The sequence below is a fragment of the Parafrankia sp. FMc2 genome (genome assembly GCF_041008525.1).
Classification (GTDB): Bacteria; Actinomycetota; Actinomycetes; order Frankiales; family Frankiaceae; genus Parafrankia.
This window is the reverse complement of record NZ_JBFLUG010000054.1, coordinates 30,088-50,972: the sequence shown is the minus strand read 5'-3', so window position 1 is coordinate 50,972 and position 20,885 is coordinate 30,088. Positions and strand designations below refer to the sequence as shown.

At 71.0% G+C, this 20,885-nt stretch carries 15 protein-coding genes and 1 pseudogene; 11 read left to right on the top strand and 5 right to left on the bottom strand.

Annotated elements, in window-relative coordinates; translation table 11 throughout:
• On the top strand, nucleotides 1–296 hold a 296-nt coding region (locus AB1460_RS19335; protein WP_368963040.1), incomplete at its 5' end, for an IS30 family transposase.
• Here the strand turns inward: AB1460_RS19335 and AB1460_RS19330 are convergent.
• Nucleotides 276–1,325 (bottom strand): hypothetical protein, encoded by a 1,050-nt coding sequence (locus AB1460_RS19330; RefSeq protein WP_368963039.1) that lies wholly within the window; start codon nucleotides 1,323–1,325, stop codon nucleotides 276–278. The two genes, AB1460_RS19335 and AB1460_RS19330, sit on opposite strands and share 21 nt — an antisense overlap.
• A gap of 205 nt (nucleotides 1,326–1,530) precedes the next feature.
• Here AB1460_RS19330 and AB1460_RS19325 point away from each other — a divergent pair, with 205 nt between their 5' ends.
• On the top strand, nucleotides 1,531–1,725 hold the full coding sequence (locus tag AB1460_RS19325) for a hypothetical protein (RefSeq protein WP_368963037.1): 195 nt from the start codon (nucleotides 1,531–1,533) through the stop codon (nucleotides 1,723–1,725).
• 64 nt (nucleotides 1,726–1,789) lie between these two features.
• Entirely contained in the window at nucleotides 1,790–2,347 is a 558-nt protein-coding gene (locus AB1460_RS19320; RefSeq protein WP_368963035.1) for a hypothetical protein, read from the top strand.
• 91 nt (nucleotides 2,348–2,438) lie between these two features.
• On the opposite strand, the gene AB1460_RS19315 is transcribed toward AB1460_RS19320, so the two are convergent.
• Complete coding sequence (locus AB1460_RS19315) at nucleotides 2,439–3,650, bottom strand: hypothetical protein (protein WP_368963033.1); 1,212 nt, start codon at nucleotides 3,648–3,650, stop codon at nucleotides 2,439–2,441.
• 526 nt (nucleotides 3,651–4,176) lie between these two features.
• Nucleotides 4,177–8,928 (bottom strand): Hsp70 family protein, encoded by a 4,752-nt coding sequence (locus tag AB1460_RS19310; protein WP_368963032.1) that lies wholly within the window; start codon nucleotides 8,926–8,928, stop codon nucleotides 4,177–4,179.
• Between the two features lie 225 nt (nucleotides 8,929–9,153).
• Here AB1460_RS19310 and AB1460_RS19305 point away from each other — a divergent pair, with 225 nt between their 5' ends.
• The 5 genes from AB1460_RS19305 (at nucleotide 9,154) to AB1460_RS19285 (ending at nucleotide 15,285) form a co-directional block, all read left to right on the top strand.
• Nucleotides 9,154–10,209 (top strand): alpha-hydroxy acid oxidase, encoded by a 1,056-nt coding sequence (locus tag AB1460_RS19305; protein ID WP_368963030.1) that lies wholly within the window; start codon nucleotides 9,154–9,156, stop codon nucleotides 10,207–10,209.
• Nucleotides 10,210–10,471: 262 nt separating this feature from the next.
• Nucleotides 10,472–11,656 (top strand): LLM class flavin-dependent oxidoreductase, encoded by a 1,185-nt coding sequence (locus AB1460_RS19300; RefSeq protein ID WP_368963029.1) that lies wholly within the window; start codon nucleotides 10,472–10,474, stop codon nucleotides 11,654–11,656.
• Nucleotides 11,657–11,676: 20 nt separating this feature from the next.
• Nucleotides 11,677–12,051 (top strand): ABC transporter transmembrane domain-containing protein, encoded by a 375-nt coding sequence (locus AB1460_RS19295; protein WP_368963028.1) that lies wholly within the window; start codon nucleotides 11,677–11,679, stop codon nucleotides 12,049–12,051.
• Nucleotides 12,048–13,427 carry an ABC transporter ATP-binding protein gene (locus AB1460_RS19290; protein ID WP_368963026.1) on the top strand — a complete coding sequence of 460 codons (1,380 nt, stop codon included), beginning with the start codon at nucleotides 12,048–12,050 and terminating at the stop codon, nucleotides 13,425–13,427. Before AB1460_RS19295 ends, AB1460_RS19290 begins: the two co-directional genes overlap by 4 nt.
• A 229-nt stretch (nucleotides 13,428–13,656) precedes the next feature.
• Nucleotides 13,657–15,285, top strand: a complete 1,629-nt coding sequence (locus AB1460_RS19285) for an ABC transporter ATP-binding protein (protein ID WP_368963025.1) — start codon at nucleotides 13,657–13,659, stop codon at nucleotides 15,283–15,285.
• On the opposite strand, the gene AB1460_RS19280 is transcribed toward AB1460_RS19285, so the two are convergent.
• Nucleotides 15,233–15,940, bottom strand: coding sequence for a TetR/AcrR family transcriptional regulator (locus AB1460_RS19280; RefSeq protein ID WP_420497316.1), 708 nt, complete (start codon nucleotides 15,938–15,940; stop codon nucleotides 15,233–15,235). The two genes, AB1460_RS19285 and AB1460_RS19280, sit on opposite strands and share 53 nt — an antisense overlap.
• A gap of 248 nt (nucleotides 15,941–16,188) precedes the next feature.
• Between AB1460_RS19280 and AB1460_RS19275 the strand changes: the two genes are divergently transcribed.
• Nucleotides 16,189–17,241 (top strand): aldo/keto reductase, encoded by a 1,053-nt coding sequence (locus AB1460_RS19275; protein WP_368963021.1) that lies wholly within the window; start codon nucleotides 16,189–16,191, stop codon nucleotides 17,239–17,241.
• Nucleotides 17,242–17,320: 79 nt separating this feature from the next.
• Here AB1460_RS19275 and AB1460_RS19270 read toward each other — a convergent pair.
• Nucleotides 17,321–17,947 (bottom strand): annotated as a pseudogene (locus AB1460_RS19270) (NAD(P)H-binding protein); the annotation flags it as partial.
• A 315-nt stretch (nucleotides 17,948–18,262) separates the two neighbouring features.
• Here AB1460_RS19270 and AB1460_RS19265 point away from each other — a divergent pair.
• Together AB1460_RS19265 and AB1460_RS19260 are read left to right on the top strand one after the other, a co-directional pair.
• On the top strand, nucleotides 18,263–19,945 hold the full coding sequence (locus AB1460_RS19265) for an ABC transporter substrate-binding protein (protein WP_368963019.1): 1,683 nt from the start codon (nucleotides 18,263–18,265) through the stop codon (nucleotides 19,943–19,945).
• Nucleotides 19,942–20,877, top strand: a complete 936-nt coding sequence (locus AB1460_RS19260; RefSeq protein ID WP_368963017.1) for an ABC transporter permease — start codon at nucleotides 19,942–19,944, stop codon at nucleotides 20,875–20,877. The genes AB1460_RS19265 and AB1460_RS19260 overlap by 4 nt, the downstream gene beginning before the upstream one ends.
• Nucleotides 20,878–20,885 lie beyond the last annotated feature (8 nt).

Here is a 20,885-nt window from a genome sequence, read left to right as displayed (position 1 = left end):
TCCGGTCGATTACCTGGGACCAGGGTACCGAGATGGCCGAGCATGCTCGGTTCACCGTCACGACTGGTATTCCTGTCTACTTCTGCGATCCGCATTCCCCGTGGCAGCGTGGGAGCAACGAGAACACCAATGGATTGCTCCGTCAGTACTTCCCCAAAGGTACCGACCTGTCGGAGCACACACAGGCGGAACTCGACCGTGTCGCTGACCTGCTGAACCGTCGCCCGCGGCAGACGTTGAACTGGGACACGCCCGCCGAAAGGCTCAATCAGCTGCTACTGTCGCAGAGCGGTTGATGCACTGACGGGTTGAGCCCGCCCCTTGCTGGATTTATAGTAGTCATAGAGCGCCTTGATGATTATCGAAAGCATGATCAGGCCCTGTATCGGAAAGGCTATGGACATGAAATGACCATGCGACGTACCGACGTCGATTCCGTCCGGTTTCTGAAAAACCGTGCGGTAGGCCAGCCATAGCACTGCCTCGAGGTACGACTCCGGGCGCCCTTCGCATTTATCCGGGTTGCAGGCATCCCGTTCGACGGAGGCAAGCGGCCACGCGAACGCCAGTATCGGAAGCGCCATCAACAACAGCACCTGCACCGTTCCCTGCATCTGCTGCAGAGGCTTCCTGAGCGGAGTTGCGTGACCCCGCGCGCGCAGCACCAGGATGCCCTTCAGGTCACCGTCCAATCGGGCGACCTCCTCGATGCCGGCGGCCGCAGCCCGGGCAGCGGTGGTCGTGATGCCCCGCTCAACGCACAGGAACAGCTCGGTATCGGCGATCTTCCGACGCGCGGCCCCGAGAACCTGGGGCACATCGAGCGGGTCCTCGACGTGCAGCAGGAGAAGCGTCCAGTTCTCCTGGCGGTACAGGTCAATCGCCCGGCTCTCCACGACCTCAAGTTTGTGCTCGAGAATCCCAAGAAAGGTGATAAACGCGATCGGAATATGCATGATCATGTGCATCAGGGCCCAGCACATGATCGCCACGCAGATAAACAAAGCAGAATAGCCGAACAGCCAACTCGGCTGGACACCCGCATGGTACGCCAGAGCACACACATAGGCAAGCATGGTCGCGATCAACGGAATCGTCGTGAAAACGACGAGTTCCCAGTTTCGGAGAGCCAGCCGGACCACGCGAGCTCGCCAGCCCGGCGAACCGGCCCCATGAGTGACCAACGGACCTTCGACGATCGCGAACGTGCCAACACCGAACCAGAGCAGACAGCCTGAGTACGCCGCCGCGGAGAGGCGTAGAGACAGCCACATCCTCTTCCCCACCAGCAGAGAGAAGAGCCATGGTCGAACGAACCGCAGCACCTCGCGGCCCCGTTCCGACCGCCGGACTGCTCGTGCGGCCATCCAACAGGCACGAAACGTTGGCTTCCTCTCGCTGGCCTCACCCATCGGTTCCCCAGCCATCCACCCAACCATCCCGGCTGTGGGGATCCGTCGACGAGGCCATCCCACCCAGCCATCCCCGCGGGCCAGGCACGACGGCACGCAGTCTACTCTCTGACCTTTCTTGGACAAGCAGCAAACGCGGCGCCAACGGCCAGCCGAGCCGTTCGGGCACGTCACCCCGCGGATACCCGATCCGCATCCGGTGCATCTTCCAACGCCGTTGCGTCAACGTCACAATGTCGACCGCATGACCTGGCTCGATCCCGTCGAATTCCGGGCTGCCGTGCCCGGCACCGAGGCTATGGTCAGCGCCTGAACGGTCGACGCCTGAATGCACGGTGTCGAGGCGACCGCGACGGGATGTCCCAGGAGGAGGGCTGATGGAGTCGCAGGCGCGGCCCACAGGCAGAGATGTCGACCTGCTCGAGTACGAGCGCCTCAAGGACGAGCAGCTCGGCCGCATCAACGTCCGGGACAATCTGGTCTACGCAACGCTCGCCGCCAGTGGCGGAGTTATCGCGATCGCGTTCGGCGGCGGTACGCCTCGGTTTCCACTGTTGCTGCTCCTCCCGCCGGCCTGCCTGGTGTTGGGGTGGACCTACCTGGTCAACGACCAGAAGGTGTCCGCCATCGGCGAGTACATCCGACATGAGCTGTCACCGCGGCTGAGTGCCGCCGCCGGGCACGAGCTGCTGCGCTGGGAGTCCGAGCACCGTCGCGACGCCGACCGTACACGACGCAAGATCACCCAGGTCATCGTGGATGTCCTGCTTTTCTGCGGGTCCGGCGTGGGTGGTCTGGGAGTCTTCTGGGCGCTCTCGCCACGGATACCCTGGCCGCTTCTGACCCTGTCACTCGTCGAGATCGGCGCGCTGCTCCTGCTCGCGGTCGAGATCATCCGCTGTGTCGACGCCTCTCGTCCGGCCGAGGTCACCTGATCCGGCGGGGACCAGCCGAACCGGCATCAAAGGACGTCTGGCGCGCGGCGGCGAACAGGGTGAAAGGTGTCTGGGCCTCGACCTCGGAGGCCTACAGCAGGCGCTGGATCGTGCTGGGTGCGGCACATGCCATCACCAGATCCCGAACTTTGCCGTACAGCACGCTGGCCGCATCGGAGACCAGATAGTGCGGCGTGTCCGCACGGGCGGTCCGGCCTGCGGCCGGCAACGTGAGCCCTACATATGGAGAATACATGATCATACCTTCGTCCGTCTCCGGATCAAGCGCGAGTGCGTGCAGCCCACCGAACGAGTCCGTTTGATGGACGCGGAAACCGGAGGCAGCAGCTCCATACCGACTCTTGAATTCGGCGAACCGATCGAGCGCACGACTGATCTTCATCGGAATATCCTCCTCCCACTGGGCGGTGAGCTCCTCTGCCGCGCGTGACTTCGGGTTGAGCAGAACGCAGTCATAGCCGCCCCCGCGGTGCAGGAAATCCAACACCGCCGCTCGATACCAGTCCGGTCGCTCTGTCGTGGTCAGGTATCGCGAGCAGGTGTTCAGTGCGGTGCCGACGTCGAGAATCCGCTGCGAGGCCGAGTCGACGAGACCTGCCTTGATCTCCTGGCTCGGCCGCTCCGGAAACGCGTGCACCGCCTGCCAGCCCGGCGGGCCGTGCAGGGCGCGCCAGGCTCTCCGCGCCGCCGCGGGCGGGCCAGAGGGCGCCCGGACGTACACCTTGCGCCCCTCATGCAGGCCTACGAGGGTCAGGCTTTCCGCGTGCGGCCCGGCCACCTGGAACGCGTCCGCCGACACGACCAGGCAGTCGCGCGGCGCAGCCTCCTCCAGATGCGCGCCGAAATTCACGTCCGCAGAATGGACCGAACGCTCGTGGTGGTCGCCCAGGTAGTGGAAGACACCCCGATGGATCGCCATACGCATATGCAGGTCGCCGGAAATCCCCATCTGCCGGAACTCGTCCCGCAGATAGGGCAGGTCAAGCCGGAGAAATGTCTCGGCGGCCTCCATCGCCACGTCCCGGGCGACACTCTCGTCGTCGTCGTGAATCACGAAGAAGCCGCCGTCACCACGCCACTGCCAGAGCTCGGACCGCTGACAGCGGTGGCTCACCGCAACCCGGCGAACACGGCTGATCGCCCGCTCACGAAAAAGATTGAACGCCTCGCCCGCGCGGTCCTGGGGATTAAACGCCACGATGGTCGAATAACCGGAGGCATCGAGGAAGATGTAGTAGGCGTACTTGTAGGCCCGACCAGTCTCGAATTCACTCGGCGGCACCGGTACCCCCGCTTGTCCGCGCGATTGTATCTATTCATCGTAGCCGCGTACGACTCGTCCCGCGGGGGATCGGAGGCAGGCCGGTCCCGGGGCAGGCGCACCGGTCTCCCGTGCCAGGTGGCCACCCGACCGGTCAGGGAGCAGCGGGCCGCCGCGCGGCTGCCCCGGGACGTGTACGACTACTTCCGGCAGGGCGCCGGCGCCGACCACGCACTCGACGAGGCGACCCCGGCCTGACCGCCATACGGCTGCGCCCACGGGTGCTGCGCGACGTCACCGAGGTCAGCACCGCCACCATCGTCCTCGGAAGCGCCGTCGACACCCCGATCCTCGGTGATCGCCCGTACCCCTGGCCGGGTGTCGACGCGTCCTGGTACGGCGGACGCCTGCTGACCGACATCGCGCCCGAGGGCATCGCCGCGGCCACCAACGTCACGTTCGACGACATCGGGCGGCTGCGGAAGATCATCAGCCATCAGTTTCTGGTAGGGCCTTCCTGGAGCCTTCGTGATGCCCGCGCGTCGGATCAGGTATCGGTCGCGGGGGTCCCGGAGGTCCCACTGGCACCGGTCCCGGCCGTGAGCCGGCTGAAGCCGGCACGTTCCAGCAGCGGGTCGAGGATCTCGACGGAAAGGGCGAAGACCCCGGGGGCGGCCTCACCGGTCGCGGTGGCCGCCCCGGTGGCGGTCGGCATGCCGCCGATCGTGAGAACGCCGATGACCTCCCCGAGGTCGTTGAAGAGCGGGTTGCCACTGTCCGTGGACGGCACGGCGAGACTGGTGCGAACTACCCGGAGCCGCTGTTCGGGGAAGGTCTCGAACCGTTCGATGATGCCGCGCGACACGGTCCGGGCCTCGCCACCGGCAGCGGCCGTCACGGCGGCGATCTGGTCGCCGATATGGGCGAGGTTCGGGTAGCCGAGGCGGAGCGGGGGCACCTGCGCTGCTTCCGCGAGTCGGAGCAGTGCGACGTCGCAGTGCGGCGCGTCGGGTAGAAGAACATCCTCGACGCGATGGGTCCCCGCGGCAGAGACGATGGTGACGCGAGTCGGGTCGAGATCCTCGGGGCGGCCGCCGGCATGGTCGACAAGCCAGTGCCTGCTGGTGACGGCAAGCCACGCGGAGATCAGGAAACCGCCACCCAGAACCTGGATTTTACCGGCGTGGGTGCCGGCCACCGCCACCTGCGCCAGCCCGATCTCGCGGTGGAACGACTCCGCCTCCAGCGAGCTGCCCGGGCCGAGCGGCCTGGCGGGCCGGACCGGCAACCGGTCCGCGCTGTCGGCGAGAAGCTGCCGGTAACGGGAGGTGTCGCCGACCGCCGCGAGGCACTGCAGGAGCCGCTCGACGTCTTCGGGCTGGTCGGGGGTCCCGGCGCCGAGCACTGCCAGGGCGTGCGCATGATCGCCGGCGGCGTGACGTTCCCGGAACAGCCGCAGCGGGTCGACGGCCGTCACCGCGAATCGCACGAGGGCCGCGTTGTACTGGGTGAGCCGGCCGAGCAGGGGACGTAGGCGATCCAGCTCACGCTCGAGTCTGGACGTCAGGTGTTGCAGCGGGGCCGGATCGACGGCGCTGGCGGCCGTCTCCTGCCCCAGGTGATCCTTCGCGTTCACCACCAGGTCTCTGAGCGTCTCGGCGGTTTCCGCCAGCTCGCGCTCGAGTTCCATCCGACTGATCGGGTTGAACATCTCGGCGAGCAGCGTCTCGGTCTGCGGGTCGCGTGCCTCGCTGGTCGGCCGGAACGTGGCGAGCCGATCCCGGAACTCGGCCAGCAGGGCCACGGCGTCGTCCTGCTCCGCCTCGATCACCAGCTCGTGCAGCTGGTTACGCAGCTCCGCAACCATGGTCTGCCGGTGGATGCGTTCCTCCTGCTCCTCGCGGCGCCGGGCCATCGTGTCCAGCTCGGCGGGTGACAACAGGGTGGCGTCGTCGACCTGGATCGACTGTCTCCGCCCGGTTCCCAGGTCGTGGGCGGTGACTGTGAGCAGGCAGTTCGCGTCGATCGCAAAGGTCACCTCGATCTGCGGCACGCCCCGCGGCAGCGGAGTGATGTCGCTCAGGCGGAACTGCCCGATTCGCGCCGACGCGTCGAGGTCTCCGTTGAAGATCTCGACATTGATCGCGGTCTGGTTGTCGCTGTACGTGGAATAGGTCTCCTTCCGCTCCACGGGAATACGGGTGTTGGGGTCGATGACGACCGAGAAGGTCGCCTGGTCCTTTTCCATCGCCCGGATACCCAGTGGGAGCGGGGTGACGTCGAGGAGAACCTGTTCCCTGAGGACTCCGGCGAGAACCGCGCCCTGGATGGCCGCGCCGGAGGCCACGGCGGTGCGCGGGTCGGCCACGACCGTCGGTTTCAGGCCGAAGGCCTCCGCCACCATGCCCCGTACCTGGGGGGAGAGCATCGGGCCGCCGATCAGCACCAGATGGTCCGGCCGTGCACTGATCTTCGGGTCGTCCACCAGTGTGCTTCTGAACGTGCGGCAGATATCGCGCAGCCGGCTCAGCGGTTTGTCAAGAACGGCAGCGAGGCTGTCCCGGTCGAGGTCCACGCGGACGTCCCGGTTGTCCACGAGGCCCGGCAGCCAGTACTCGGCATGATCCTGCGACGACAGGCAGACCTTGAGGTGTTCGGCGGCGACAGCAAGCCGCCGGCGCGCGGTGCTTTTCGGCTCGACAGGTATGCCGTCCCCGCGCAGCCGCACGCTCAGCGCCTCGGTAACAGCCTCGTCCAGCTCGTTTCCGCCGTAGTTGTTGTCGCCGAGTACCCGGTGCACCTCGTACAGATCCTCGTTGACCTCCACAAGGCTGACGTCGAGGGTGCCGGCGCCGAGGTCCACCACGACCACCCCGCCGGTGAGGCGCCGTTGCCGGGCCACGCTCATGCAGGCCGCCGTCGGTTCGTGAATGAGCCGGACGGCCTGCACCCCGGCGATCCGGCAGGCGTCCCGCGTCGCACGTTTCTGGTTGTTGCGGAAGTAGGCGGGAATGGTGACGACAACCTGTTCCCGGGTGATCCGCAGGTCGTGGTTTCGTTCCGCCCAGGTCAGCCATTCGTCGCGGACCTCACCGAGAGCAGCGCGAGCCAGCTCGCCGACGCGTTCCCTCACCTGGTCGGCCAGGTGGCCTTCGACCAGCCCCCGGGCGTGCCGGATCAGGCGGGCCGCGACCTCCTCCGGCCGGTAGGAACGGTCCCGGATCCGGTAGGTCTGCCGGGTTCCCATCCGCCGCTTCGATCCACTGATGTGGCCGCGGATTCTGCCGCCGAGGATCTCCTCGCCGCGGAGTCCGACCAGCTCGTTGCCGGCGCTGTCGAGGCTCAGCGTCGACGGGAACTGCGTCTCGCCTTGGGCCCGGCACAGGACGACCTGCTCGGTCCGCCGGTCGTAGATGGCTGCGGTGCAGGTGGTGGTCCCCAGGTCGAAGCCCCAGATGCCGGCGAAGCGCTGGTCGGTCTCGCCTCGAGCGGTAGCCACCCACTGGGCCGCGCGTGCTTCGAACGGACGCCGGGCCGTCCGGTCCGCGGCTGCCAGCACGGCGTCCACCTCGGGCAGCAGATAGGAGGGCACCAGCGCGTCGGCCCGGAGCCGGCGCAGTTCGTCGGTGCCCAGGCCGGCGGACCTCGCAGGTGTGCCGGCCGCCGCCGACGATCCGGCTGGCCTGCCCCGTCCCGTGACGTCGGCGGCTTCGGAGGCGCCGTCGGCTTCGGCTGCCTGCAGGCAGCGGCGGACGAGCTGCTCGATGTCGCCCGTGCGGCGCAGGCAGTCGATCAGCCGCGGATCCTCGAGAGCCTCGTCGCCCCGCCACCGGACGAGGCAGCCGGCGGCGGCCGTGAAGTCACCTGCCGCGATGAACAGCCCGGTGGCCTCCTCGAACCGCCCCGCCTCCTCGAAGAGCCGGGCAGCGGCCACCAGATCCCCACCGGTTTCGAGGGATGCGGCCCGGGTGGCGAGGGCTTCCGGTGAACGCTCGTCCTCGATCACCCGGTCGGCCTGCCCGAACTGACCGGCCCGGCAGTAGAGGCGGTGGGCCCGGTACCGGTCGCCGGCGTCCTCGGCCCGCCCGGCCGCCTCCGTCCACGCACCAGCCGCCTCCTCGAAGCGGCTCCAGCTCTGGAAGGCCGCGGACCGGTCGGCTGCCGCCGCCTCCCGTACCCGATCGGCGAAGTGCCGGCGACCGGTGGCCATGATGGCGGCCCGCTGGCGGCTGATCTCCTCCCGGCAGGCGGTGAGGCCGGCGGTCGACACGCGTGCCCGGTCCAGGTGGTGGACAAGCTCGTCCACCTGCCGCAGGGCCTCATCGAGGTCCCGTCGCTCGACCAGTTCGTCGATCTGCGGCAGGCGCAGCCCCGCCAGCCGGATCAGACGGTCGGGCTCGCCGGCAGGACAGGCCGCCAGTGCCGCGCCGATGTCGCCGAGCCGCTCGTGGCATTCACTCGCCCGGCCCGCATGCCCGGCCGCCTGGTGGTGAGGCAGCGCCTCGGCGTACCGGCCCGCATCGAACAGCAGCTCGCCGGCACGACCGTGCAGCACCGGGGCCAGCGTGGAGGCGACCTGTTCCGCCAGCTCCAGACCGGCGATGACCTCGCCGAGCTGTCCTGACCGCAGGCAGCATTCCAGCGCCGTCTGCTGACGGGCTGGCGTGTCAGCCAGCCGTACCGCGTCGGCGCCCCGGTCCAGGAAGAGCCTGACCTCGAAGATGTCGGGGAGCAACGCGACGGGGAGGTGCGCGAACAGGTCCGACCAGGCGGCCGCGTTCTGCTCCAGCGAGGAATGCCGGAGGTGGTCCCGGACAACCGTCTCCAGTACCCGGACGTCCAGCAGCCGCATGTCCTGCCAGGCCAGCAGCTGCCCGACCAGCTTTCCGGCGTCTTCGTGCCGGCCGAGCAGGCCCGCCAGCCGGTCACGTGCGGCGACCAGCGGGGCGTGCAGGCTGAGCCGCGCCGACAGCCCCATCACGAGCCGCAGCGCATCCTGGTCCTCCTGGTCTGCCAGCCGACGCAGCCAGCCCTCGTCATCGGGGCGGAACGCGAGCGGGTAGCTTTCCGCGGGGAGACGGGTGTCGAAACACCGGAACAGGCAGAGCGCCAGCGCCGGCCGTGCCTCCACGGCGGCCCGCACCACCTCGCCATACAGAGTGGCCGCCTGCCGGAGGTCCTTCTCCGTGCGCAGGTCCGTACGGAAGGCGGCCTCGACCTTTCCGACCTTCCGCCGTAACCGCCACCCGACCCCCTGGGTGACCGCCGCGATCACGGCCGCGTTTTCCTCAGACGACATCGCAGAACCCCCGGCAGGCAGATCCGGACTACGGCCGTTCCGTGCTCGACCCCAACATAGATGATCTATCGGACAGCGTCCGGGTCCACCACAAGGACGCGGCGACAGATACCGGACACTCACCGATCTCGGTCATGCCAGAAGCTCGACCCACGGTTCTCGGTTGCGGTGGCACCCGAACCACATGCTCTCCACAAACTCGGTAGAGAAGTGAATAATTGGCCGGTGACCTGGGTTGACGAACTCGAGCAGCGGGCCGCCGCACGGCTGCCCCGGGACGTGTACGACTACTTCCGGCAGGGCGCCGGCGCCGACCACGCACTCGACGAGGCGACCCCGAGCTGGGCCGCCCTACGGCTGCGCCCACGGGTGCTGCGCGACGTCACCGAGGTCAGCACCGCCACCACCGTCCTCGGAACCCCCGTCGACACCCCGGTACTGGTCGCCCCGACCGCCGCCCAACACGTGATCGACACCGGCGGCGCGGCGCCCGGCGACATAACGTCCGGCGGGGTGATCGCCACCGCCCGGGGCACGGCGAAGGCGGGGTCGCTGATCTGCGTCTCCTGCCTGACCGCCACGCCCTACGCCGAGGTGCGCGACACCAGCCCCGCCTGGTGGGCGCAGGTGTACCTCCTGCGCGATCGGGCCGTCACCCGCGAGCTTGTGGCACGAGCTGTGGACGCCGCCGCCGGCGCGCTGGTGCTCACCGTCGACACCCCGATCCTCGGTGACCGCCCGTACCCCTGGCCGGGTGCCGACGCGCCCTGGTACGGCGGACGCCTGCTGACCGACATCGCACCCGAGGACATCGCCGCGGCCACCAACGTCACATTCGACGACATCGGGTGGCTGCGGGAGATCAGTGGTCTTCCTGTCGTCGTCAAGGGGATCCTGCGGGCGGATGACGCGGTGGCCGCCGTGCGGGCGGGGGCGGGCGCAGTTGTCGTCAGCAATCACGGCGGCCGTCAGCTGGACGCCGCCGTCCCCACCGCCGTCGCCCTACCCGAGGTCGCCCACGCCCTGGCGGGCACCGGCGCCGAGACCTATGTCGACGGCGGGATCCGCGGGGGCGTGCACACCCTGGCGGCGCTCGCCCTCGGCGCCCGGGCGGTGCTGCTCGGACGTCCGACCCTGTGGGCGCTCGCGGCGGGCGGCGCGGACGGCGTCCACCAGCTGCTGGAGACGGTGACAGGGGAGCTTCGGCGGGCGATGGCGCTGGTCGGAGCCCGGCAGGTCGGCGAGATCACCGCGGACCTGGTGGCACCGCGGAACCGGTAGGTAGTGCCGGAGCGCCTGCCGCTGCGCGTCGAGTCCGTGACCGATTGTCCGCGTGTTGACAAAAGTGTCCAGGTCAGCGAGCCTGCAGCCTTAAGTTCACTTTTCCCATCGACTTATCGGGATGTAGGCGGGCGCCGCCCCACGGCTCCCCCTTCGTCCCCGTCGCCATGCCGTTGATCGCCATGCCGCCGCGCCGCCGGGCCGCCACGTCGCCACACAGCCACGTCGCCGCCAGGTCACCAGCGTGGAGAGAGGTACCGCCATGCCGGTCGAGTTCATCGGTCTGATCGCCACCCGCCCCGGTTCCGAGGCAAGCCAGTTCACCGCCGGCCCGGTCGTGGACCGCGAGTTCACCCGCCGGTTCGCCGTCGCGCACGAGGACGCCGGCTTCGACCGCGTCCTCATCGGATACAGCAGCGGGTCGGTCGACAACCTGCAGGTCGCCGCGTATGCGGCGGCGCACACCGAGCGGCTCGGCTATCTGGTCGCGCACCGGCCCGGGGTCGTGTTCCCCACCGTCACGGCACGGTACTTCTCCACCCTCGACCACTTCTCGGCCGGCCGGGTGGCGATCCACATCATCACCGGCGGCAGTGACACCGAGCAGCGGCGCGACGGCGACTACCTCGACAAGGACGAGCGTTACGACCGCACCGACGAGTACCTGGACGTGGTGCGACGGACGTGGACCGCGACCGAGCCGTTCTCCCACCACGGCCGGTACTACCAGCTCGACGACCACGTCTCCGGAGTGCTGCCGGTGCAGCAGCCGCACCTGCCGATCTACTTCGGCGGCTCCTCCGAGGCCGCCTACCGGGTCGGCGGGAAGCACGCGGACGTGTTCGCCCTCTGGGGTGAGCCGCTGGCCGAGACCGCGCAGCAGATCGCGGCCGTCAACGCCGCCGCGGCCGCCGCCGGGCGCACCACACCGCCGCGCATCAGCGTGTCGTTCCGCCCCATCCTCGGCGCGACCGAGGAGGAGGCCTGGGAGCGGGCGCATCGCATCCTGGCGTCGACCACGGAGAACGTGGGCCGCGCCGCCGAGTACTTCAAGGAGTTCCGTGGCTTCACCGGCACCGCCGGCGCGCCGCAGAACGTCGGCTCACAGCGGCTGCTCGCCGCCGCGGCCAGTGGTGAGCTGCACGACCGCGCGCTGTGGACGCCGCTGGCCGCGGCGATCGGCGGCGGCGGGAACTCCACGGCGCTGGTCGGCACGCCGGAGACGGTCGCCGCGGCACTGCTCGACTACGTCGACATCGGCGTCACGACCCTGCTGATCCGCGGCTACGACCCCTACGACGACGCGATCGACTACGGCCGCCACCTCATCCCGCTGGTGCGCGAGGAGGTCGCCCGGCGTGACCGCGGTGAGGCTGCCAGGCGTGACGACATCGCGCCGGTCCCGGCAGCTCTGGCCGCCACGCTGTCCCGCACCGCTGGCGGGTGAGGGGCGGCCCGGGACTGGCGTTGATCACAGCAGCGGTGGGCCGCCGACGGCGGCTGATGGCCGCCGGGATCGGTGCCGGCCTGCTCTGGACGGGCACGAAGCTGGCCGCGCCGCTGCTCGTCGCGCACACGGTCGACGCCGGCGTCCTCGGCGGTGGCTCGGGCCAGCTGTGGCTCGGGGTCGCGCTGTTCGCCGGTCTGGCGGTGGTCGGCGACGGGTTCGCCGGGCTGCGCCGTTACTACGGACAGCGCCTTGCCTTCGTCGTGGAGGCGGATCTGCGGGACCGGCTGCTGGCCCGGGTGATACGGCTGCCGGCGGCGTTCCACGACCGCCATCCCAGCGGAGTGCTGGTCGCCCGGGCCACGACCGACCTGCAGCAGGCCCAGCAGCCGTGATCAACGTTGCGATCATGGTCTCGAACCTGGTGATGCTGATCGGCGCCGCGGTCCTGCTCGCCTGGATCGACGCGGTGCTGGCGGTGGTCGCCCTGGCGCCAGCCGTCGCGGTGTTCGCGATCGCCGTCCGGTTCACCCGGGCGCTGGGGCCGCGCGCGCTGGATCTGCAGTCCGAGCTCGGCGGGCTGGCGAGCGCCGTCGAGGAGTCGATCTCGGGGATCCGCACCGCGAAGGGTCTCGGCACCGAGGACGACACCCGGCGCCGCGTCCACGACCAGGCCGGTCAGGTGCAGAGGGCGGCGGTGCGGCTGAACTCGGTGCGGGCCGCGTACCTGCCGCTGATCGAACTGCTGCCGGCGTTCGGGCTGATCGGCGTGCTGTGGATCGGTGGCCTGCGGGTCGCCGGCGGGGCGCTGGCCGTCGGCGAGCTCGTCCAGTTCAGCTATTTCGGCCTGATGATCGTCAGCCCGCTCCGGATCGCCGGCATGACCGCGTCCCAGCTGAAGCGCGCCGTGGTCTCGGCGGGCCTCATCGCCACGGTCCTCGACGAGCCGCAGGAGGCCACGTCGCCCACGCCCCTGACGCCCCCCACGCCACCCACCTCACCGGCGGAGCCGACGTCGCTGGAGGAGCCGACGTCGCTGGAGGAGCCGACGGCGGCGCGAGAGCCGGCGGCGCGGCCCGCCGGCCTCGCCGCCCGCGGGCCCGGCGGCGGCCTTGAGGTGCGGTTCGAAGCGGTCACCTTCGGCTACGCCCGTGGCCGGGACGTCCTGCGCGGGCTCGACCTGGTGGTGCGGGCCGGCGAATGCGTCGCCGTGGTGGGTGCGACCGGCAGCGGCAAGAGCACTCTCGGCGCGCTGGTTCCCCGGTTCTACGACGTCGGTGGCGATCGGATCCTCGTCGGCGGCCGCGACGTCCGGGAATGGCCGCTGCCCGAGCTGCGGGCCCGGCTGGTGGTCGGCTTCGAGGATGCGTTCCTGTTCAGCGGGACGGTCCGCGACAACCTTCGGTTCGGCGCGCCGGCGGCCGGCGAGGAACAGCTGCGGGCGGCGGTCCGGCTGGCCGGCGCGCAGGACGTGGTGGACGGACGTCCCGGCGGCTACGACGCACCGGTCGGTGAGCGCGGCCTCGGCTGTCCGGCGGCCAGCGCCAGCGGCTGTCGCTGGCCCGCGCACCGGCCCGCCGTCATCGGTCTCGCCGACCGCGTCGTGCTGCTCGACGACGGCCGGGTCGTCGCCACCGGCACCCACGATGATCTTCTCGCTCGCTCGCCGCACTACCGGCAGGTGCTGGCCACCCAGCCCGCCGGTGTGTCCCGTCAGGATGTGCCGGGCCTCGGCGTGCCCGTGGACAGCGCCGTACCGGCGGTGCCGTGATGTCGCGTCCCGGCGGAGCGGCTGCCGGCGGCCCGCGCGGTCTCGTTCCCAGGCCCAGAACGGAGCAGGACACGGCCTCACCGCAGTCGGCGCGGCCTCCGCGACCCGGCAGACCCGGCAGACCCGGCAGACCGGGCAGACCGGGCAGACCCCGGAGACCGCCGCGACCGGGGCGACGCGACGGACGGCCCGGCCGCCGCGCCACGACGGGCTGCTGGGACGGACGCTGGTGGTGCTGCGGCCGCGCTGGCCGGCCGTCGCGCTGGCTGCGCTGCTGCTGGTGACGACCACGGCGGCGGCGCTGGCCGGCCCGTGGATCCTGCGCTACGCCGTCGACGAGGGGCTGGTGGGTGACAGGCCCGACACCGGCGTCATCACGCGGGCCGGTGCCCTCTACCTCGGTGTGGCTGTCGCCGGCCTCGTGCTCGCGCGGCTGCAGCTCGAGCTGGTGGGCCGGATCGGCGAATGGTTCGTGCGGGAGCTGCGGGGCCGCGCCGTCGACCACATCATGGCGATGTCGGTGCGCTACTTCGACCGCACTCCGGCCGGGGTGCTGGTGTCCCGGCTGACCGCCGACGTCGACGCCCTGCAGGACGCCGTCCAGCTCGGTGTCGTGCCCTTCGCCCAGGCGGTGCTGACGCTCGTGTTCCTGGCCGCGGTGCTCGTCGCACTGTCGTGGGAGCTCGCGCTGGTCTGCCTGCTGCCGGCGCTGGGGCTGTTCGCCGCGACCGTGTGGTTTCGCCGCACCTCCCGCGCGGCGTTCGCCACCGTGCGGGACCGGGTCTCGGACACGGTGAGCGCGCTGACCGAGCAGCTCGCCGGCCTGCGCGTCGTGCGCGCCTTCGGCCGGGAGGCGGGCGCCGCCGACGCCCTGGTGGCGCGCAGTCGCCGGCAGCTGGACGCGAACATCACGGCGGTCCGCATCCAGTCCGTCTATCTCACCGCGATGGAGTTCGCGACCGTCGGCAGCATCGCTGCGGTGCTGGCCGCCGGCGGCAGCCTCGCCGCCCGCGACGCGGTGACGGTGGGCACGCTCAGCGCCTTCGTGCTCTACCTGCTGCTCGCCTTCGAACCGGTGCAGTCGCTGAGCTTCCTGGTCACCGTGCTGGAGTCGGCGGCTGCCGCACTGCGCAAGATCTACGCGCTGCTCGACGAGCCGGTGGACCTGCCGGAAGGCACCCGGGAGCTGCCGGACGTCGGTCCCCTGCACGCTGACGGCGTCGGTTTCCGCTACGGCGACGACCAGCCCGACGTCCTGCGTGCTGTGCACCTGGCGCTCGCGCCCGGCGAGCGGGTGGCGCTGGTCGGGCCGACCGGGGCCGGCAAGTCCACGCTCGCCAAGCTGATGGCGCGTCTGTTCGACCCCACCGCCGGCACCCTCGCGCACAACCCGCGCGCCGTGCGCCCCGCCGCCACCGACGGCGAGCTCACCGGGGCCGTCGCGGCGGTCGGCGCCGGCGACTGGCTGGCCGCCCTGCCCGACGGCCTCGCCACCCAGGTCGGCGAGGGCGGCTCCCTGCTCTCGGCGGGCGAGCGGCAGCTCGTCGCACTGGCACGGGTGTGCCTGCTCGACGCGGACGTCGTCGTCCTCGACGAGGCGACATCCGGCCTCGACCCGGGGACGGAGAAAGTCGTGGAGGCCGCGGTCGCCGCGGCGACCGCCGGTCGGACCGTGCTCGTCGTCGCCCACCGGACGTCGACCGTGCGCGGCGCGGACCGGGTTGTCGTCGTCGACGACGGCGGCGTGGCCGAGGTCGGCACCCACGACGAGCTGCTGGCCCGCGGCGGCCGCTACGCCACGATCTTCACGGCGTTCGACGGCGCCCCGCGGGACGCCGGTGACAGGCTGCGTCGATGAGGATGGTGGCCGCCGCCCGGGCGTCGGCGATCGGGGCGAGGTCGTTCAGGGAGGTGGCCAGGGCCGTCGCGCCCTCGAACAGCACTGCCAGCTGACGTGCGAGCACGGGCGGGTCGACGGCGCCGGCAGCCTGGGCGGTGTCGGTCAGCAGGTCGGTGAACGCCTCCTTGTGCCTGATCACCGTCCGCTCGACGGCGGGCAGTGTGCCAGCGGTCTCCACCGCGGCGTTGTGGAACGGGCAGCCGCGTACCCGGGCCCGCTGCGGCCGTGCGCCGACGCTGCCCGTCCCCTTTTCCAGCCCCCCGTCGGGATCACCGTCCGCGTCCTGGCCGCCACCGTCGCCGTCGCGGGTGGGGTCTGCGGTGAACAGGGCGAGCAGCCGGTCGCGGGGGGCGAGGTCGTCGCGCCGCAGGACGCGTTCGTGCGGCACGAGGTCGGCGTCGAGGCGGCGCAGGTACTCCTCGACCAGCGCGTTCTTGCTGGGAAAGTGCTGGTAGAAAGTCCGCCTGGAGACCTCGGCGGCTTCGGTGAGCCGTTCCATGCCGGTGGCGTTGATGCCCTCGGTGTAGAAGAGCCGTTCGGCGGTGCGCAGGATCCGTTCCCGGGCGCCCCGCCCGCCGCGCCTCGCAGGTGGCGGTGCTGGTGGCGGCACCAGCGGAGATGCCGGTTCCTGGCCCGGCGGCGCCGGCTCTGGTGCCGCCCGCGGTGCCGGCGGCCCGGACGTCACGGGCTGCCGGTCGGGCGCGGTCAGGTCGCGTGACATGGCGCCAACGTAGACCGATCGTTGTACTTCCGTCCAGGCCTTGCTACGGTCGCCGGGTAGCCATACGTAAACCGATCGTTCTACTTGTGGGCGACGCGACGTGCCATCGCGGCGCGCGGTCCACTCGTCGGGAGACTCAGATGAGGCATACCACCTTCGGCCGCACCACCGGTCTGCGGGTCAGTGAGCTGGCGCTCGGCGCCGCGAACTTCGGCACCCGGTGGGGCACGGGCGCGGAGCCCGAGGAGGCCGCCCGGATCCTCGACCGGTTCGCCGACGCCGGCGGCACCTTCCTCGACACGGCGGAGAGCTACCAGTTCGGCGAGTCCGAGGAGATCCTCGGCCGGCTGCTCGCCGGCCGGCGCTCCCGGTTCACCCTCGCCACCAAGTACGGCCTCGGCCTGACGCCCGACAGCGGTGTCCTCGACACCGGCAACGGACGTCGCCCGCTCACCCGCGCGGTCGAGGGTAGCCTCACCCGGCTCGGCACCGACTACATCGACCTGCTCTGGGTGCACTTCCCCGACGCCGTCACACCGGTCGAGGAGATCGTCCACGGCCTGGACGACCTGGTCCGCGCCGGCAAGATCCTCTACTTCGGGCTGTCGAACTTCCCGGCCTGGCGCACCGCCCGGGCCGCGACCCTCGCCGAGCTGCGCGGGCTCGCACCCGTCACCGCCGTCCAGTTCGAGTACAGCCTGGTGGAGCGCACCGCCGACCGCGAGATCCTGCCGATGACGGAGGCGCTGGGACTGGGTGCCGCGCTGTGGTCCCCGCTCGGCGGCGGCCTGCTCACCGGCAAGTACCGCACCAGCAGCGCGGGCCGGCTCACCGACCTCGGCCGGGTCATCCACACCGAGGACAGCGCCCACAAGACCGCCGTCCTCGACGCGGTACTCGAGACCGCCGCCGAGCTCGGTGCGTCACCCGGGCAGGTCGCGACCGCCTGGCTGCGCGCCCACGCCGACCGGACGTCGACCGCGCTGGTTCCGGTGATCGGCCCACGCACCGTCGCGCAGCTGGAGGACTACCTCGGCGCGCTGGACGTCCACCTCGACGAGAAGCAGTACGAGCGGCTCGCCGAGGTCAGCCAGGTCGGCCTCGGCCAGCCGCACGAGGTCGCCGCCGAGCAGCGCCCGGTAACCCTCGGCGGCGTCGCCGCATCCTTCCGAACCTTCGTCCCGGTCGCCTGACGGCACCATCTCCCCACCCCCGGGCGCTCCACCCTCAGGCGCTCCGCAACCGGTCGGTCGCGGCAGGCAGCAGCCCGGGCAGCCCGGACACGAACTCCTCGGCCACCCCGTCCATGTCCTGCGAGCGCGGGCCCGTCAGCTCGTACACGTGCTCGCGGTGGTCCCCCGGATCCGCGAGAAGCTCGGTGGCGACCCAGGCGACGTCCGCGGCGGCGATCGGCGACGTCCGACCACGGCCGAACGGGAGCCGGATGGTCGCGTCGGCGGCGATCGACCGCGCGGCCAGCGTGGTGAACAGCGGGTTGTCGAGGAACACGGTGGGACGCAGGTGCCGCACCGGCAGCCCGGACCAGTCGAGCACCTGCTCGGCGAGCCAGTGCAGCCGCTGCTGGTGCGACTCCTCGGTGCTGACCGCGGTCATCTGGGACACCGTCATCTGCGACATGGCGACCAGCGCCTCGAGGGTTCCGGCCGCCCGGGTGACTGTCGCGACGGTGGCCGCGGCCTCGAGGTAGTCCGGTGACACACTCATGCTGAAGAGCATCCGGCGGCAGCCGTCGAGCGCGCCGGCCACGTCGGTCGGGCGCGTCGGGTCGCCCACGACGACGTCGGCGCCCCACTCCCGCAGCACATCGGCACGCTCGTCGTCCCGGTGCACCAACGCCTGTGGCAGTACCGAGGCCGCCCCTACCGACGGCGGCCCCAACGAGAACGGCGTCCGCCGGCTGTGGTGCGTGCCGGCCGACGTCTCGTCACAGGTACGTAGTTCTTCTGATGTGGAGCAGCCGCGCGGTCTGCGAACCTTGGCCCGCGGCACCACCGGGCCCACCCGGCACCGGGCCCACCCGGCTCACACGTACCCGCGCGGCTCGGTGCCGATGCGGCCGGTTCGCCAGGTCCAGGTCCAGGTTCGGTTCCGGACCCGGACCCGGACCGGCGCGAGCGCGCCATGGCCGCCCCGCCAGCGCGGCGAGGCACCGCACCACCCGCCGGCACCGCCACACCGACTGATAGGGAAGTCATGAACACCAGGTTTCAGGGGGGTGGGCGGCGCACGCGGGCCGTCCGGCGAACGACCGGCCTCGTCGCCGTTCTGGCGCTGGCGGGCGTCACGGCCGCCGCGTGCGGCGGCGCGGACAACGCCGCCGGCACGCCGGCGACCGACGCCACGCCGGTCGCGGGCGGGAAGCTCACCTACGCGACCATTCAGGAGCCGGGCTGCCTCGACCCGGGCTACGACCCGAGCACGGTCACCGGCGTCATCAACCGGAACATCTTCGACTCGCTGGTCTCGCAGACCGCGACGGGCGAGACGAAGCCGTGGCTGGCGACCAGCTGGACGGTCTCCCCGGACGGGAGGACCTACCGGTTCTCGCTGCGTGACGGCGTGCGGTTCCACGACGGGTCGGTGTTCGACGCCACCGCGGTGAAGGCGACCTTCGACCACGCGGTCGACCCGGCGACGAAGTCGCTGTACGCCGGTGCGCTGCTGAGCGCCTACCAGGAGACCCGGGTGATCGACCCGCGGACGGCCGAGGTGGTGCTCGAGCGGCCGGACGCGACGTTCCTGCAGAGCGTCGGAACGCCGTCGCTCGGCATCCAGTCGCCGGACTCGCTGCGGCGCTCCGCGGAGGAGCTGTGCACCAGGCCGGTCGGCTCCGGTGCCTTCACGTTCGTGAGCTGGACGAAGAACCGTGACCTGGTGCTGGCGAAGAACACCGCCTACCAGTGGGCGCCGGACGCCGCGAGCCACGACGGCCCGGCCTACCTGGACGGGATCACCTTCCAGTTCATCTCCGACGACACGGCCCGGTTCGGTGCGCTGACCTCCGGCCAGGTCCAGGTCGTCAACAACGCGCCGGCGGCGAACATCCGCACGCTGAAGGCCAACAACTCGCTGCAGTACCTGCGCGCGGACTCGCCCGGCCTGGCCTTCTCGCTGCTCCTCAACCCCACCCGCGAGCCGCTGTCGGACGTGCGGGTCCGCCGGGCGCTGCTGCGGGCGGTGAACCTCGACGAGCTGGTCACCTCCGTGTACTTCGGCGAGTACCGGCGTGCCTGGAGCCTGCTGAGCCCGACCACCATCGGCTACGACAGGTCGCTGGAGGGCACCTGGAAGGTCGACCAGGCGCTGGCGAACCGGCTGCTCGACGAGGCCGGCTGGAGGGAGCGGGACGGTGACGGCTTCCGCACGAAGGACGGGAAGCGGCTGACCGTCGTCTGGCGGACCGGTGCGCAGCTGGACCGCGACAGCCGCGGCGTGGTGGCGCAGGGCGTGCAGGCGGACGCCAGGAAGGTCGGCATCGACCTGCAGTACGTCAGCGAGGACGTCGGTACCTTCAGCCAGCACATCTTCGCCGCCGACCTGGACGTCTGGGGCGGCAGCTACCAGCGGCCGGACGGCGACATCCTGCGCTTCGCGTTCGCCTCCGACCAGGGGATCACCAAGGGCGGCGGCAACCTGTTCGGGCTGAACGACCCCACGCTCGACCGGCTGCTGAACGAGGCGTCGACGACCACGGACACGGCCGTGCGGACGAGGAACTGGGCCGAGGCCCAGCAGTACATCATCGACAACGCACTGGCGGTGCCCCTCACCGTCGGGGCGAACCTGGTCGGCGCGTCGGACCGGGTGCACGGCCTGCGCTTCGAGCAGTCGTCGAACCTGGCGTTCTTCGACACCTGGCTGGACCCCACGCGGTGACGCCCACCGCGCGGTGGCTGGCCCGCCGGCTGGCGCTGTCGGTCCTGGTCGTCGTCGGAGCGGCGACGGTGGCCTTCGGCGCCCTGCAGATCGTGCCCGGCGATCCGGTGCACGTGATGATGGGCGGCGCGGCGCCCAGCCCGGAGGTCTACCAGCAGACCCGCCACGAACTCGGGTACGACCGGCCGCTGCCCGTCCGGTACGGCAGGTTCCTCGGTCAGCTGCTGCGCGGTGATCTCGGCCGGTCCTACCAGTTGCACCGGCCGGTGGCGGAGGTGATCGGAAGCCAGCTGTGGCCGACGGTCCAGCTCGCGCTGGCCGCGTTCGGGCTCGCGTTCGTGGCGGCGGCGGCGCTCGCCGTCGCCACGGCCGGCCGCCGGTCCGGATGGCGGCGGCTGTCGTCCGCGGCCGAGCTGGTGATGATCTCGACGCCGGGTTTCTGGGTCGGTGTGCTGCTGCTGACGGCGTTCTCGTTCCGGCTGCAGCTGTTCCCGGTGGCGGGCGGTGACAGTCTGGAGGGGATCGTGCTCCCCGCCGTCACCCTGGCCCTCGGCCTGATCGGCGTCTTCGCGCAGGTCATGCGGGAGGGCCTGGAGCGGGCGCTGGAACAGCCGTTCGTCCTCAGTGCACGCGCGCGGGGCACCGGCGAGACGGCGGTGCGGCTGCGGCACGCCCTGCGGCACGCGCTGATCCCGATGGTGACGCTCGCCGGCTGGATCGTCGGCACGCTGCTCGGCGGAGCCGTGCTGGTCGAGACGATCTTCAGTCGGGAGGGGCTCGGGCGGATCACCGCGACGGCCATCGCCGGGCGCGACCTTCCGCTCGTCACGGGTGTCGCGGTGGTGGCGGCGACGATCTTCACGCTGCTCAACATCGCCGTGGACCTGCTCTACCGGGTCATCGACCCGCGGATGAAGGAGGTCATCCGATGAAGGAGGTC

Excerpts from the sequence above, each read along its gene's own strand:
- AB1460_RS19320 (WP_368963035.1), top strand. The coding sequence starts at position 1,790 with ATGGAGTCGCAGGCGCGGCCCACAGGCAGAGATGTCGACCTGCTCGAG.
- AB1460_RS19310 (WP_368963032.1), bottom strand. The coding sequence starts at position 8,928 with ATGTCGTCTGAGGAAAACGCGGCCGTGATCGCGGCGGTCACCCAGGGG.
- AB1460_RS19300 (WP_368963029.1), top strand. The coding sequence starts at position 10,472 with ATGCCGGTCGAGTTCATCGGTCTGATCGCCACCCGCCCCGGTTCCGAG.
- AB1460_RS19275 (WP_368963021.1), top strand. The coding sequence starts at position 16,189 with ATGAGGCATACCACCTTCGGCCGCACCACCGGTCTGCGGGTCAGTGAG.
- AB1460_RS19265 (WP_368963019.1), top strand. The coding sequence starts at position 18,263 with ATGAACACCAGGTTTCAGGGGGGTGGGCGGCGCACGCGGGCCGTCCGG.